The following is a 15,391-nucleotide window of genomic DNA, read 5'->3' as shown; positions in this document are numbered from 1 at the left end:
AAATCAATCTACTTGAATTTTAATAGGAAGTGTAAACTGCGTTTTTACTTGTTGTCCTCTTTTAATTGCGGGATATATCTCCGGAAGAAAATCTAAACTTTGATGTAATAAAACTTTCATATTGGGGATTTCTAGAATCGTTACAGAATCCATTTTCGCATCCATAAGATGTAACTCGCCAGTTTCAGAGATTTGAAAATGCACTAAAATAGTATCTTGAATGTCTTGCGTCACTACTATTTTCTCTGCAGCTAAATGCTTATAAATAGCTTCGGTTAAGGTATTTTGAAAACACTTTTTCTTGTTTTCTTGATCTGAAGAAGTAGTACAGGTTTCAAAACTTGGGTACACGTCCACTTCATTCCAGTTAAACGTTTGTAGTTCTTCTTCAAGAATAGCTTCTGAAGATGTTTTCTTCACATTAAAATAGTTACAGGAAGTTACTCCTAAAAACAATAAAAAAAGCAGAATCCTTTGCATATGTTAAAGAAAACCGAAATGTACAATTTATAAATTAAATGTGATTATTTCTTAACCACAAACATACTAGAGTGCGCGTTAGAACCTTGTTGGATCTTTAAAACATACACACCATCTTCTAAATTTTCTACAGAAATAGCTTTTGTAAGGTTGTTATTTAATTTGGCGTTTTCTTCGCTAAAAAAACGGACTCCATTTAAATTGAAAATTTCAAAAGTATAGTTTTCTTGAACGGCTTCCTTAAAGGTTACATGTAGGTTTTTAACTGCAGGATTAGGATAAATCGCTATGCTTTCCTTTAAATTAAAAGTATCACAACACACTTCTTGTTTTACTATTTTTGAAGTTTTGGCGTCTAAAACTACTTGTGTAGAATATACCTTTGCATTTCTTTCATAAACCAAATGAATTTCCTGAAATGGTTTGCTTTTTGCAACAATGTCTATAAAGTGCTTAGGAAACTTTATTTCTATATCCTCTGCATACAATATCAAATCATTAACTTCTAAAACAGATTTGTCTGCCGCAGAATTAGTTACTATTTCAGCAATATAAGCTCCTTTATCTCCACAATTTGGTTTTAATCGCACGCCTAAAAGCGCTCCTGTATATTCTGTTTTTTCAACAACACACGTTTGCTGGCAATTTAAATTTACTTGCGAAGACACCGTTATTGTACAAAATAACAGCCCAATTATAAATAGTACCTTATTTCTCATTCTACGAAATAAATAAAAAAAATAGATTTTAACGCTACAAAATTCCGAATTATAAAAAAAACAAAGGAAATGCACGAAAATACGATGAAGTACCTTTATCCAATATTGGATAGTATAAAAACACAATTTTACAATTTTAATTTTCTATGGTATTAAATTCTTCGGACTTCAATTGGGATATTCGCTGTTCTACAATGGAAGAATATATATTGTTAGGAAAACTATTTTCAAAGGCTTGAAAGGCTTCTAACTTGGCTGTTACATCTTTATAATACTTATCTTTTGCCATTACCATAAAAAAACATGCGCGCATATTACCTGGATTTTCATGTATCACCGTATTTAAAATAGCTATAGCTTCCTTATATTTTTTTTGCTGATTGAGTACAACCGCTAACTGTATAAATTTATCATCCAATGGAATATCGAATAAATCCAGAGCCTGCTTCATATACTTTTCTGCTATTTCAGGATTTCCTTTCCTATCATACATTTGACCTAATATAAATACATTTGAAGCATTTTGAGGTTCCATTTCTAAAGCAATCAAAAGGTGTTCTATTGCTTTATCATAAGCATCGATTTTAGCGTAACTAAAACTCAATTTTTCATATATAAATAAAGAAGTTTCGTTTAAATTAATTAATCGAACCAAGCTTTCTATTGCCTTTCTATATTCTTCTTGGCTATAATAACTTTGCGCTTTTAGACTGATAAGCTCTGCATTATTAGGATATGCTTGTAGTCCAATATTGGTATACTTTTCTACAAGTGCATAATTTTTATTTTTAAGCTGAAACTTAGCCAATTGATAAATAGCTTTTTGGTGCGTGCTATCTAATTGATACGCACTATAAAATCTATTCTGACTAGAAGAATCTTTTAATTTTTCTAAAACTAAACCTAGTTGATAATGATACTCTGGATTTTTATAATCTAAATCTATAAGCTCATAAAACAAACCAGATGCTGCATTAAATTTTTTTGTTTTTGCTAATAGTTTAGCATATTGATATTTCGCTAATTGATTTTCTGGACTAAAAAGAGCATCTCGTTTGTAATATTTTAAAGCTTCCTCATAGTTCCCTATTGCTTGATATGCTTGCGCTAATTTATAAGATACTTCTTGTTGTTTTTTATGTAGCTTATAATTTGTTATAGCAAGAGAATAATTACCATAAACATATAAACTATCTGCAATTTTTAAAACCGAAGTTTGCGCTTCCGTTTTAAAAATTATAAATAGACAAAAAAAGGAAAGAAGTTTATTCATTTATTTGAAACTGTATTGGAAATCCGTAAGGAACCGACACCGCTTTACCCAGATGCATACCCGGTTTCATTTTAGGTAATAAGCTTACAATTCTAATCGCTTCTACTTCTAATTTTGGATGTGGTGCTCTTGCTTTTACATCGACTACATCCCCGTTTTTATCTACTATAAACTGAACGCTAATTCTGTGTTTCCCTGATTTTAATCCTAATTCTTGCGCTAAACCTATATTAAAGTTCTTGTTTACAAAATTGCTAATTTTTCCAGCCATACATTTCTTTCTTTCCTTGTTATCTACTTCTCCTTCACATCCAGGAAAAACAGGAACGTTTTCTATAACGGAAAAAGGGACCTCATCACTGCTAGTAATGCTAGATGCACTAATACTTCCAGAACTTGTTTTACCATTATCTTCAACATTGGCTTTAAATTCGTCAATAATATATTCTGCTAGTTCCAGACGCTCTGCTTTTGTTAATGTACTATTTTCTGTTTGTAATTGGTTTCTAAATTTTTCAACCACTTGCTCCATATCCTGATCTAATGGTACTGCTGTTCCTTCTTCTTGTGAACAGGAAGTGTAAATTAACATGCACGCAAGTACTGGCAATAGCATAGCATACTTGATAAGGTTTCTCTTTTTTGATTTTGATTTTTGTAACATAACGATTCGTTTTTTGATTAATGATTGTTTGAAAAATGGATTGACTAATGAGATTTGTTTCACATTAAAAATTTGCGATAATAAATTCTCATAATATTTCTTGTTATTGTTTTTAGCTGCTTTTTTGTCGGCAATAAACTCATGCACGTTTGCTATTCTATTTTGATACATATAAACCATTGGATTATACCAGAAAAGAATTCGTAATATTTCAAAAAACAATAAATCTAAGGTGTGTTTTTGTAGTACATGAATTTGCTCATGTTTAAAAATTGCATCATGGTCTTTCTCTTCAATATCTTCACCCAAAAACACATAATTAAAAAAGGAAAAAGCGGTATTACTTTCTTTTAATCTTACAACTATTAAATTCCCTTTTTTATATCTCTGATTATCAATAATCAACCGTATTATTTGAATGATTTTATAAGCAAATACGAATGCTGCAATACAGATCCCTATGTATAAAATATAATTCCAAATCGCATACACATCTTGATTTACAACCGTTATTGCATTGACATTATTAGCATCACCTAAAATGACTTCTGGAAGTAGTATTCTATATTTTTGAGTAACTATATTTTTAAAACTTTCCATTTGAATAAAAGGCAATATCAAAGAAAGCAATCCCGTGGATAACAGATATATTCTATTATAATTAAAAAAGGTTTCTCTTTTTAAAAACAGATCATAAACTACTAAAAACAGCAATTGAAAAACGATGGTTTGTAATATATAGTGCAACATATTATTCTTGTTTATCTATTTCTTTAAGTACCGATTCTAAATCATTTAAACTTATATCGTTCTTTTTCATAAAAAAAGAAACCATGCTTTTAAAAGAGCCTTGAAAGTAATTATCTACTAATTTATTTATAGATTGATTACTGTATTCCTGTTGTTGAAGCAATGGGAAATAAATATGTCCTTTTCCCTTTTTTTCATAATCTACAAAGCCTTTACTTTCTAAAATCCTAACAATTGTGGATACTGTATTATACGCTGGTTTAGGTTCTGGAAGCTCTTCAATTATTGCTTTTACATTCGCCTTTTCAAGGTGCCAAAGTACTTGCATTATATCTTCTTCTGCTTTTGTAAGTTGCTTCATATTTATAACTAACTTTTTAGTTCAACAATACAAATATAACTAATTTTTTAGTTTGAACTAATTTTTTAGTTACAAAAATGTAACATTGTTTAATTATCTTCGTCTTATAAGAAAAAATACATGGATATATTTTTAGCCTTTATGGGCTTTCTATTTATAATTATTGGACTCGTTGGTAGTTTTCTTCCTGTGCTTCCTGGCCCACCAATGAGTTGGATTGGACTTTTACTTTTACATCTTACCACAGCGGTACCAAATGATCAGTGGTTTTTGGTTATTACCTTAATAATAGCACTACTTGTTTTTGCTTTAGATTATATCATACCTGCGCTTGGCACTAAAAAATTTGGAGGAAGTAAAATGGGCATGATTGGTACTACTGTTGGCTTATTGATTTCTATATTTTTTCCAATATTTGGTGTTTTTGGTATTATAATTTGGCCTTTTGTTGGTGCACTTATAGGAGAACTACTTAATAAAGCAGATTCTAAAACTGCCATAAAAGCGGCTTTTGGTTCTTTTTTAGGTTTTTTAACAGGAACTTTTTTAAAGTTTATTGTTGCTATCGTTTACTTTGGATTTTTTATTATGACTTTTTGGGAATATAAAGCCAGTATTTTCAGCTTTTAACAAACACGTGGGAATAGAAAAAGTCTTACAATTTCATAAAAATGAAATTATAAGACTTAGTTCATGCTATAATCAACATAATTTTATCTGAGGGGATTAACTAACTATGCGTTGTTGATAGTACTAAGATAGATATAATATACAGAACACGCTTACGGAAAAACCGTAATTGACTTACGGAAAAACCACACTATTCAAGCTTTTCAAGACTTTGAAGGTTTCAAAAAAATGAATAAATTTCAAAAATTAACATTTAGAAAAAGATAATTCGCACAAAAATCATAGAAAACCTTTATTTCTAGCTTCCTTTAGTAAGGTTTCATCTTGGCTATCTGTGATAGAGAAAACTTCTTTTAAGCTCTTTTTTCTTTTTTCAACAGAACTAGTAGAAATACCAAGATGTTTTGTTAAGCTTTTTGTTTTTATCCCTTGAGAAAGTAGATACAAAATTCTTCGATCAATGTCGTCTATTTCAATTTCAGATTCTAAAGCTGTTTTTAAATATTTGGTAACCGTGGTGCTATAAAATGGAGGATTATTTAAAACGGCCTGAAATGCACTAGCCAATTCTCTAGAAGTTAAATCACTTTTTATAACAAAACCTTCCGGTTTAATTTCTTTAATGATATTATGTATTCTATATGGCTCGTTAAACATGGTAAGGATAACAATTTTAGCATCTGGCAAAAGGTCTCTAGCGTATTTAGAAAGGTCTTCTCCCGAAGTTATGGTTCCGTCAGACGAAGGAGGTAAGCTAATATCCATAAACAAAATATCATAAGGACTTTCCTCCTCTTTAGACTTTTGCATTAACGCAATAGATTGATCGCAGGTATTTGCAATATCTATTTGCAATTCTTGGGTTTCTTTTTTGGTCGCTAACAGTGTGTTTTGATAACCTTCTATAATCATAGGGTGGTCATCTGTCATTAATATTTTAATTATTTCTTGCATTCAGTTAGGGCGTTTTTGCTAGATTGGAATTTTAATGGTAATGGTTGTTCCTTTATTTATTTGCGATTTAATTTTTAATACTCCTTTAATTTCTTTGACTCTGGAGGTAATATTTTTAATACCAATTCCCTTTTTGGATTTGCTTACTTCAAAACCAGAACCATCATCTGAAATTGCGATACAAATTACATTATTTTTTATACTAAAGCTAATTTCTACTAAGGAAGCATTAGCGTGTTTATATATATTTTGAAGGGATTCTTGTAATATTCTATAGATATGAATTTTAGTTTTATTGGTAACATTATCCCAATGTATAGAATCACTGTGGATAAGCTTATAGTCTAACTCATAAGCTCTTGTTTGCGTTTCTAATAATGCCTTAATAATATCTGCAAAACCGGACCCGGAAACAAAATCGGTATTTAACTCATGAGACACTTTTCTAATTTCCTGCTCGATAGCTTGTAACTCATCTATATAATTCTCTCTAGACTTCATAGCATCTTCGGTAGTACTCCTATTTAAACTATCTAAACTCAGCCTAGTTCCAAAAAGTCTTCCTAAAATACCATCGTGAAGTTCTTCAGAAATTCTTCTCTTTTCGGTACTTCTAGCTTCATCAATTTTATCTTGTTGTGAAAGCATGAGATTATAAATTTCTTCATTCGTTTCTTGCTGTTCTTGAACAAACCTTAATTCTTTATTTTTAGAGCGTTGTGTAATTACCACATACAATAGAGCAAGCGTTACAAACAAACCTATGGAGAGCAATAAAAACAAAAATCGTTCTTTGGAAACTTGCTCCTTTTCTGCTTTTATTTGATCTGTTTCATAATCTATTCTTGCGAATTTATTCCTAATAGAGCGTTCTGCTTTTTGTAAACTATCGCTTAATTTTATATAGGCATCTAGACTTGTTTTAACTTTTTCTCCTGTTTCAATTTTCGATTTTAATAGAAGTGCTTCTAATATCGTTTCATTTGCTACTAATTCTTTACCAATTTGATACGCATTATCTACATAATATCTAGCGCTATCTAGATTTTTAGTTTCTAAATAAAATTCGGATACATCCATACTAATAGATAAAAGGCCAACATCATCGGCTTCTTTTTTACTAATAGCGTACGCTTTATTAAATAATTGATGCACTTCGCTATTGCTAGCTGTTTTATTAATAAATTTTGCATTAGCCAATCCAGACAGAATTATAGAATAAGAAGTTGGATCATACTCAAAAACAGTAGTATCTTTATATAACTTTTCATAAAGTCTTTCTGCTGTAATATAATCTCCTTTTCTTCTATACAAAGCAGCTATATTGATATTAGAAAACAATCTTTTCTCGTAAGAATCCTTCATTCTATCACAAATAGCAAGTGTTTTATTATAATATTCTAATGCCTTCTCATACTGTTCTAATTCGGCAGAAACTATTGCTATTAGATTATTTGCGTACCATAAGGTTTCTAGGTTATAATCGTTCTCAGGCAACTGTTCTATTAAAGCAATGGATCGAATAGCATTGTTTTCACAACCTATATAATCTCTTTCCGTTTCTTGTATATCTGCCATGTTGGCTAATACTTCTCCTTGATTCTTTATATCCTCTAAAGATTCAAATAATTTAACGGCTTTAAAATAATAGTAATAAGCACTATCATGCTTCTCATTGATATGGTGATACAAACCAAGAATATTGTTTGTATTTGCAAGCGCTATAGAATCTTGTATTTTAGTTGCTAATTTTAAATTTTCATGATTAATTTTAAATAACGAATCATAGTCTCCATGGATAAGAAACAGGTAAGAGAGCACCCTTTTGCTAGTTAACACCGTAGAGTCCTGATTGGTAACTATAGAATTCTTAATCGCTTTTCTAGCATATTCAAAACGCATATCAACTTCAATCTCGTTGTTATTCGCAAGATTTCGTAATATAACAATACTATCTACTTTTTTATTTTGAGAAAATAAATTAGATGCATACAGCACTGTAATGATAAAAAGTAAAAGTTTATTCAATGACTTATTTATGTATTAAATCAAATTTATACTTTTTTAATTAAACAGCATTCAAAATAAATAAATAGCTAAATAAAAAAGGGGTTTCCATATCTCTTTAGAAACACCCTTTTTTTAAAAATAATATATTTTAACTTTGTTGTGGAATTTTAATTCCTTTTTTTTCTTTTTTAAGAGTCACTTTTACAATAGTCTCGCTATTTTTATCTTTTTCGTGAGCTGGTTTGTCTTGTGGAGTTAAAGATGCGAAGATTGCACATACTACTGCTACTAATACTGTAATTTTTAGGGATTTCATTTTATTTAATTTTATAGTTAATAATCTTTTATATATACTTTATACAAAGCATCTGCTAAGGCAAATATCTTTATACAAGAGAAATAGAAAACTTACTGTAAAAAAACAAAGTAGACACTAAATCTATTTTGAATTTATTGAGGGAATAAATAAAATGAATTAAAGAACCTTAATAGGTTGATTTCTAATTTTTTGAAAAATCCAATTAAGGTTATCAAATATATAGAAATACTAAATTAAGAAAACAAAAAATACGACAAAACGCTTATTTCGTCGGTCAAATGTACAATTTATATTTATATTGTGCAAAAAAAGTATTTAAAATCCAAAAGCAACCCAATTTCACAAGTAAAACAAGAAGGCTATGTATTGGTTTCATTATGTAAACCACTCCATAGACCTAAACACCTATCAAACAACACAATATATTTAAACAAAAAAAATCTAATTTACTAGCTTCTTTTACTTGGGAGACTTTGAAATAGAGCTTTATAAATACCTCCATATTTTGTAGTTCCATACTTGAAGACTTGCATTATTCTAGAACGTAAATTGACTAATGATAAAATCTTAAACCCGAATGAAGGCATTCAGGTTTAAGATTTTATATAGAAATAGAAAATGCTTTAAAATAAAAAAGCTTCACAATTTCACAAGTGAAAAAGGAAAGCTTTCCATCGGTTTAACTACTTAAACCATTGATAGACTTTAACATCTATCAAACAACACAACTAAATGGTATTGCTAAAAAAAGCTTCTCCGAAGAGAAGCTTTAGCAATTTTCGCGGTCTGGACGGGACTCGAACCCGCGACCCCCTGCGTGACAGGCAGGTATTCTAACCAACTGAACTACCAGACCGTTGCTTTATTGCGAGTGCAAATATACATTGCTTATTTAGTATTTCAAACATTTTTTAAGGTTTTTTTTTAAAAAAAATCATTAAATAAAATTCCGTCGCTCTATCATGTAGGTTGTCAGTATATTATCAAAATTTTTATTTATGTCTGCTTCCACATATTTTATTCTGTATTGACCACATTTCAATCTTAGGGTATCAAAATATTCTGAAACTGCCTTTTCATAATTGGTTTTTACCGTTTCTGAGTATAAATTTATGTACTCTCCAGTTTCCACATCCATAAAACGCTTTGGTTTGTTATCGAAATCGAAGCTTAGCTCTTTCTTTTTATCAAATACATGAAATAACACTACTTCATGTTTATTATGCTTTAAATGGCGTAATGCTTCAAATAGCTTCACTTCATCTTCACTAGTTTGAAACATATCTGTAAAAAGGAATATTAAAGACCTTCTATGCATCTTTTCAGCTATTAGGTGTAAATAGTTGTACGTTTCGGTTTTCTTGTTTAGCGCCTTTGTAACTACCGCATCACTAAGTTGACCTAGCAACATTTGATGATGACGTTCGCTTCCTTTTTCTGGCGCATAAAAATCATACGCATCACTATAAATACTTAATCCTACTGCATCCCGTTGTTTTTTTAACATATGCATTAATGATGCAGACGCTAATGCAGAAAAAGCCACTTTATTTAAATGGTTAATAGAAAAATCTTGCATTTCAGGATAATGCATAGAACTACTATTATCTAGAATAATATGACAACGCAGATTCGTTTCGTCATCATAACGTTTGGTGTATAGCTTATCTGTTTTTGCAAAAAGCTTCCAATCAATATGTCTAGTACTTTCACCTTGATTGTAAATTTTATGTTCTGCAAATTCTGCTGAAAAGCCGTGAAACGGACTTTTATGCATACCAGAAATAAAACCTTCTACCACTTGCTTGGCAAGGAGTTCCAGGTTTTTAAATCCGCCAGCTTTATTAAGTTCGTCTCTTAAGTTCATTTTATATGTGTTACTCTCCTCCTTTTTTAAGAAGGAGTGGCTTTATACAAAAGCATAAAGTCGAGGTGGTTTGCGTTAAGGATTGCAGCGATATCCTTTTTATTTGTCTCTTCGAGCATTACCTTCAAACAACATATATTTTGTTTGAAGGTAGCTAGTATAACTAGTCGAGAAGTAGTCAAATAAAAAGATTTAGCCCATTCGACTCCGCTCAGGATAAACTCCAAGCCTGGTTTTCTTTTGCTTTTTTTGCAAACGAAAAAACGCCATAATTATAATAGCCCTAAACTAAAAAAGGTTTGCCATAACAGCAAACCTTTTATCTTTTCTTTTACTTTATATACTATAAAAGCGCATCGATTGCCTCTGCATACGCAGTTTTTGGAGCAACACCTACTTGACGACCTACAACTTCTCCGTTTTGAAAAATTAAAACCGTTGGTATGTTACGCACACCATATTTGGCTGCAAATTCTTGGTTTGCATCTACGTCTAACTTACCTACAACTGCTTTACCGTCGTATTCTGTGCTTATTTCGTCAATGATTGGTCCTACCATTCTACATGGTCCACACCAAGCTGCCCAAAAGTCAACCATTACTGGTTTGTCACTTTTTAATACTGTTTCTTCAAAGTTTGCATCTGTGATTTCTAATGCCATAATTTTATGTTTTAATTGAGTTTTACTTCATGTTAATATGCAATATTAGTCAAAAATTTTGCCAAAGCTTACAAACTGCCAATTTGTTCTATTTATCGCTTTATTGGTTATGTCTATATTCGTTTTTTATTTGGGCGCATAAACCAGGCTTTCCACTATATCTTTTTTGCTTTTAATAGCAAAAAAGGATGCCGCATCCATCCTTTGCGCGCGTTCTAATTCAACTTATAATACACCTGTTGATCATCTAATTCATTCAACAATTCTTGACTTACTTTTACTTTCTGTTTTCGGCTAATCATAGGAAGCTTTATTTGTTCGGCATTATCATAAACCACAAAATTTAACGCTTGATTTCCAGGATGCATTTGTAATAACTCCTTTAGTTTTCTAATTTTTTCGACTTCTAATTCTTTAATATTTAATTGAATAGATAGCTTTTTAGCGTAGGTTTCCATCACATCGTGCAACAGCTGAAAACTATTAAATTGCATTCTAGGATCACTTTTCTTTCCGGTGTCTTTATTCACCCAACCTTCACGGATAAATATTTTCACATACACAAAATTGTTTTGCATTAAAAAATGTCTGAATTTTAGATACTCTTCCCCAAACATTCGAAACTCAAAACTATCGGTATAATCTTCGATAGTAAACATCGCCCAACCTTTCCCTTGTTTACTTACGCGATGTTGTATATCTCTAACTACACCACCAAAAGTAAGTTCGCGATTTACATAAGTATCTAGATCATTAAATAACGAAATATTGGCATTACAGAAGGTTTTCATTTCTGTTTTAAAGTCATCTAAAGGATGTCCCGAAATATAAACACCTACTACTTCTCTTTCTTGCGCTAGTTTCTCCATGGTTCCCCATTCTTCACATGGCGGAATTTCGGGCTCTGCTATTTGCACATCACTAGCGGCTCCAAACAAACTTACCTGTGCTGAGTTTTCATTCTCTTGGTGTTTTGCACCATATTTTACGGCTTTTTCTAAAAAGGTAATGCCGTCGCCTTCATCATGAAAATATTGCGCTCTATGCGCATCTCCAAAACCATCAAATCCTCCTGCTAATGCTAAGTTTTCGAAAGCTCTTTTATTGGCTGCACGTAAATCGATTCGTTTTGCTAAATCGAAAATGGACTTATAGGGTTCTTTCTCTCTATTATCTACAATGGTTTTTACAGCACCATGACCAACCCCTTTAATTGCGCCCATTCCGAAACGAACGGCATAATCTTGATTTACAGAAAACTTATAGAAACTTTCATTGACATCTGGACCAAGAACATTTAATTTCATACGTTTACATTCTTCCATAAAGAAGGTAACCGATTTGATATCGTTCATATTATTTGAAAGTACCGCTGCCATATATTCTGCAGGATAATGTGCTTTTAAATATGCGGTTTGATAGGCAATCCAAGCATAACATGTGGAATGCGATTTATTAAAGGCGTAACTTGCAAAGGCTTCCCAATCCTTCCAGATCTTCTCTAGTTTTTTGGCATCATGCCCTTTCGCACTTGCTTGCTCAATAAACTTTGGTTTCATCTTATCTAGAACCGCAATTTGCTTTTTCCCCATCGCTTTACGCAGTACATCGGCTTCCCCTTTCGTGAAATCTGCTAGCTTTTGGGAAAGTAGCATTACCTGCTCTTGGTATACTGTAATACCGTAGGTTTCTTTTAGATATTCTTCCATGGCTGGAAGGTCATATTCTATCTCTTCATCTCCATGTTTACGTTTTACGAAACTAGGAATATATTCCATTGGACCAGGACGATACAATGCATTCATGGCAATTAAATCTTCAAAAACCGTTGGTTTTAAATCTTTAAGGTGCTTCTGCATTCCTGGCGATTCATATTGAAAAACACCAACGGTTTCTCCTCTTTGGAAGAGTTCGTAGGTTTTTACATCATCTAAAGGAAAACTATCTGGATCTAATAGAATATCATGTTTTGCCTTTACAATCTTTACGGTATCTTTTATTAAAGTTAAAGTCTTTAACCCCAAGAAATCCATTTTTAATAGTCCGGCATCTTCTACAACCGAGTTATCAAATTGTGTGACATATAAACCAGAATCTTTTGCTACAGAAACTGGAACGAACTTGGTAATATCATCTGGTGTAATAATTACACCACAGGCATGAATTCCGGTATTACGAACCGAACCTTCTAGTGTTCTTGCTAGATTTACGGTTTCGGCAGGTAAATCATCTCCATCCGAAATATTTAAAAGTTCATTTACTTTTTCTAAATCTTCCGCACGAAACATGCTTTTCAGCTTCTTTTCGTCGGCTCCAAAAATCTTTCCTAATTTAGACATATTAGGAATTAACTTAGCTATTCTATCCGCATCAAATAATGGTAAATCTAAAACACGTGCAGTATCACGAATAGAAGATTTGGCAGCCATCGTACCATAGGTAATAATTTGCGCCACCTGATTGCTTCCGTATTTCTCGATAACGTAATCCATCACACGACCACGACCTTCATCATCAAAATCGATATCAATATCCGGCATACTTACACGATCCGGATTCAAGAAACGCTCAAAAAGCAAGTTATACTTTAAAGGATCAATGTTGGTAATCTTTAAACAGTATGCTGCCACAGAACCTGCTGCCGAACCACGACCAGGACCAACAGAAACATCCATATTTCTGGCTTCGCGGATAAAATCTTCTACAATTAGGAAATACCCAGGATATCCGGTTTTTTCAATAACGCTAAGCTCAAAATCCAAACGCTCTACAACTTCTTCTGAAAGTTCTTCGCCATAGCGCTTTTTAGCACCTTCATACACTAAATGTCTAAGGAATTTATTTTCACCACGTTTTCCGTTATCGGCTTTGTCTTCTTCAAAAACAAATTCTTCTGGAATATCAAACGCCGGCAATAATACATCACGAGCCAACTGAAAAGGTTCAATTTTATCTACAACTTCCTGTATATTTGAAATCGCATCCGGAACGTCTTTAAACAATTTTTTCATGGCATCAGGAGACTTGAAATAGTATTCCTGATTTGGCATTCCATATCTATAACCACGTCCTCTACCAATAGGAGTCGCTTGTTTTTCACCATCTTTTACACACAGCAAAATATCGTGTGCATTCGCATCTCCTTTTTTACAATAGTAGGTATTATTGGTAGCTACGAGTTTAATATCGTGCTTCTTAGCGAAATTAATTAAAACAGGATTCACTCTGTTTTCGTCATCTTGATTATGACGCATTAACTCTATATATAAATCATCACCAAACAGTTCTTTCCACCATAATAAGGATTCTTCCGCTTGATTTTCTCCTACATTTAAAACCTTACTTGGTACCTCACCATAAAGATTCCCTGTTAAACAAAGAAGGTCTTCCCTGTATTCTTCTATCAGTTTTTTATCAATTCTTGGCAAATAGTAAAATCCATTTACAAAGGCATGCGACGATAATTTGGCTAAATTGTGATACCCCTTTTTATTTTTAGCAATAAGTACAATTTGATACCCATTATCTTTTCTAGTTTTATCTAAATGGTCTTCACAAACAAAAAACTCCACACCAATAATGGGTTTCATTTCGTTTAATGTTGCCGCATCTCCTCTTGCTACAGCTTCTTCATTTTTAGCTTTTACACTTTTATTATGATTGTTTACCGCTTTCACAAAATGAAAAGCCCCCATCATATTCGCATGATCTGTAAGTGCGACTGCAGACATATTATATTCTGCTGCGGAAGCCACTAAATCTGGAACACTAATAGTAGATTGTAATACCGAAAACTGCGAATGATTATGCAAATGCGTAAAATCTACAGTTTGCAGACTCGCTATATTTTCTTTTATTTCTTCGGAAGAAATATCTGTCGCTTGTGCTTTTTGTAATCGCTCATTAATCTTAGCACTTTCGCGCTTCAGATTAATATGTTTTAAACCTATTAACGCTATGGTTTTTGGATTCTCTTCGGAAAACTTCTGAAAATAATCATCGGGAACATCTAACTGTTCTTGTGTATATTCTTCTCTTCTAACTAACTCAAAAAAGCAACGCGTGGTTGCCTCGACATCGGCAGTTGCATTATGCGCTTCACCAAAAGGAGCATCAAATAAAAACTGATGCAACTCGGTTAAGGTTGGTAATTTAAATTTACCGTATCTACCACCTGGAAGCTCACACAGACTTGCGGTATGTTCGGTACAGGTATCTAAAACAGGAAGTTCTTGTAATGGATTTACTACGTTTCCACGAACAAACTCCGCTCCCATAATATTCAGGTCAAACTTTACATTCTGTCCAACAACAAACTTCGTTTTACCTAAAGCCTCATTAAATTTTTCTAAAACGGTTGCTAAAGGCACACCTTGTTCTTGTGCTAGTTCGGTAGAAATACCATGAATTTTCTCTGCATCATACGGAATATTAAATCCTTCTGGCTGTACTAAATAATCCTGACTTTCGATACAGTTTCCCATAGCATCGTGCAGTTGCCAAGCTATTTGTATACATCGAGGCCAATTATCGGTATCGGTAATTGGAGCGTCCCAACGTTTCGGTAAACCAGTAGTTTCGGTATCAAAAATTAAGTACATAAAGGTGTTTTCTTCTGAATAAATGAGAACGATAAAATTACGAAAAATTGCCCTTTTAGCGGCGGAAAGTTATAAACAGTTTTAAACAAAAAAAAGCGCAAC

At 32.3% G+C, this 15,391-nt stretch carries 12 protein-coding genes and 1 tRNA gene; 1 reads left to right on the top strand and 12 read right to left on the bottom strand.

All coding sequences use genetic code 11. The features are described from left to right. Window positions 1-3: 3 nt before the first annotated feature. The 5 genes from ACVCZW_RS10355 to ACVCZW_RS10335 all read right to left on the bottom strand — a co-directional run bounded on the left by ACVCZW_RS10355 (window position 4) and on the right by ACVCZW_RS10335 (window position 4,247). Window positions 4-480, bottom strand: a complete 477-nt coding sequence (locus tag ACVCZW_RS10355) for a hypothetical protein (protein ID WP_452229632.1) — start codon at window positions 478-480, stop codon at window positions 4-6. 44 nt (window positions 481-524) lie between these two features. Further along, window positions 525-1,199, bottom strand: coding sequence for a T9SS type A sorting domain-containing protein (locus ACVCZW_RS10350; RefSeq protein ID WP_452229631.1), 675 nt, complete (start codon window positions 1,197-1,199; stop codon window positions 525-527). A 136-nt stretch (window positions 1,200-1,335) separates the two neighbouring features. Continuing rightward, window positions 1,336-2,472, bottom strand: coding sequence for a tetratricopeptide repeat protein (locus ACVCZW_RS10345; protein WP_452232357.1), 1,137 nt, complete (start codon window positions 2,470-2,472; stop codon window positions 1,336-1,338). Beyond that, window positions 2,465-3,886: a M56 family metallopeptidase gene (locus ACVCZW_RS10340; RefSeq protein WP_452229629.1), complete on the bottom strand. Its 1,422-nt coding sequence runs from the start codon at window positions 3,884-3,886 to the stop codon at window positions 2,465-2,467. The genes ACVCZW_RS10345 and ACVCZW_RS10340 overlap by 8 nt, the downstream gene beginning before the upstream one ends. Window position 3,887: 1 nt before the next feature. After that, window positions 3,888-4,247, bottom strand: a complete 360-nt coding sequence (locus ACVCZW_RS10335; RefSeq protein ID WP_452229628.1) for a BlaI/MecI/CopY family transcriptional regulator — start codon at window positions 4,245-4,247, stop codon at window positions 3,888-3,890. A 120-nt stretch (window positions 4,248-4,367) separates the two neighbouring features. Between ACVCZW_RS10335 and ACVCZW_RS10330 the strand changes: the two genes are divergently transcribed. Further along, entirely contained in the window at window positions 4,368-4,877 is a 510-nt protein-coding gene (locus tag ACVCZW_RS10330) for a DUF456 domain-containing protein (protein WP_452229627.1), read from the top strand. A 279-nt stretch (window positions 4,878-5,156) separates the two neighbouring features. Here the strand turns inward: ACVCZW_RS10330 and ACVCZW_RS10325 are convergent, their stop codons facing one another. The 7 genes from ACVCZW_RS10325 to dnaE form a co-directional block, all read right to left on the bottom strand. Continuing rightward, complete coding sequence (locus ACVCZW_RS10325) at window positions 5,157-5,831, bottom strand: DNA-binding response regulator (RefSeq protein WP_452229626.1); 675 nt, start codon at window positions 5,829-5,831, stop codon at window positions 5,157-5,159. A gap of 18 nt (window positions 5,832-5,849) precedes the next feature. Beyond that, the gene (locus ACVCZW_RS10320) at window positions 5,850-7,859 is read right to left on the bottom strand and encodes an ATP-binding protein (protein ID WP_452229625.1); all 2,010 of its coding nucleotides are present in this window, start codon (window positions 7,857-7,859) and stop codon (window positions 5,850-5,852) included. A 130-nt stretch (window positions 7,860-7,989) separates the two neighbouring features. Next, the gene (locus ACVCZW_RS10315; RefSeq protein WP_452229624.1) at window positions 7,990-8,157 is read right to left on the bottom strand and encodes a hypothetical protein; all 168 of its coding nucleotides are present in this window, start codon (window positions 8,155-8,157) and stop codon (window positions 7,990-7,992) included. 785 nt (window positions 8,158-8,942) lie between these two features. After that, window positions 8,943-9,016, bottom strand: a tRNA-Asp gene (locus ACVCZW_RS10310). A gap of 81 nt (window positions 9,017-9,097) precedes the next feature. Beyond that, a complete protein-coding gene (locus tag ACVCZW_RS10305) occupies window positions 9,098-10,027 on the bottom strand; it encodes a DUF58 domain-containing protein (protein WP_452232356.1) in 930 nt (309 codons plus the stop codon). Window positions 10,028-10,370: 343 nt separating this feature from the next. Further along, entirely contained in the window at window positions 10,371-10,688 is a 318-nt protein-coding gene (trxA, locus tag ACVCZW_RS10300; RefSeq protein ID WP_452229622.1) for a thioredoxin, read from the bottom strand. Window positions 10,689-10,903: 215 nt separating this feature from the next. Further along, complete coding sequence (dnaE, locus tag ACVCZW_RS10295) at window positions 10,904-15,289, bottom strand: DNA polymerase III subunit alpha (protein WP_452232355.1); 4,386 nt, start codon at window positions 15,287-15,289, stop codon at window positions 10,904-10,906. Between the last annotated feature and the right edge of the window lie 102 nt (window positions 15,290-15,391).

This window comes from Lacinutrix sp. MEBiC02595, from assembly GCF_053601555.1.
Note: the sequence above shows the minus strand (reverse complement) of the source record. Positions and strands in the feature narration are given on the sequence as shown.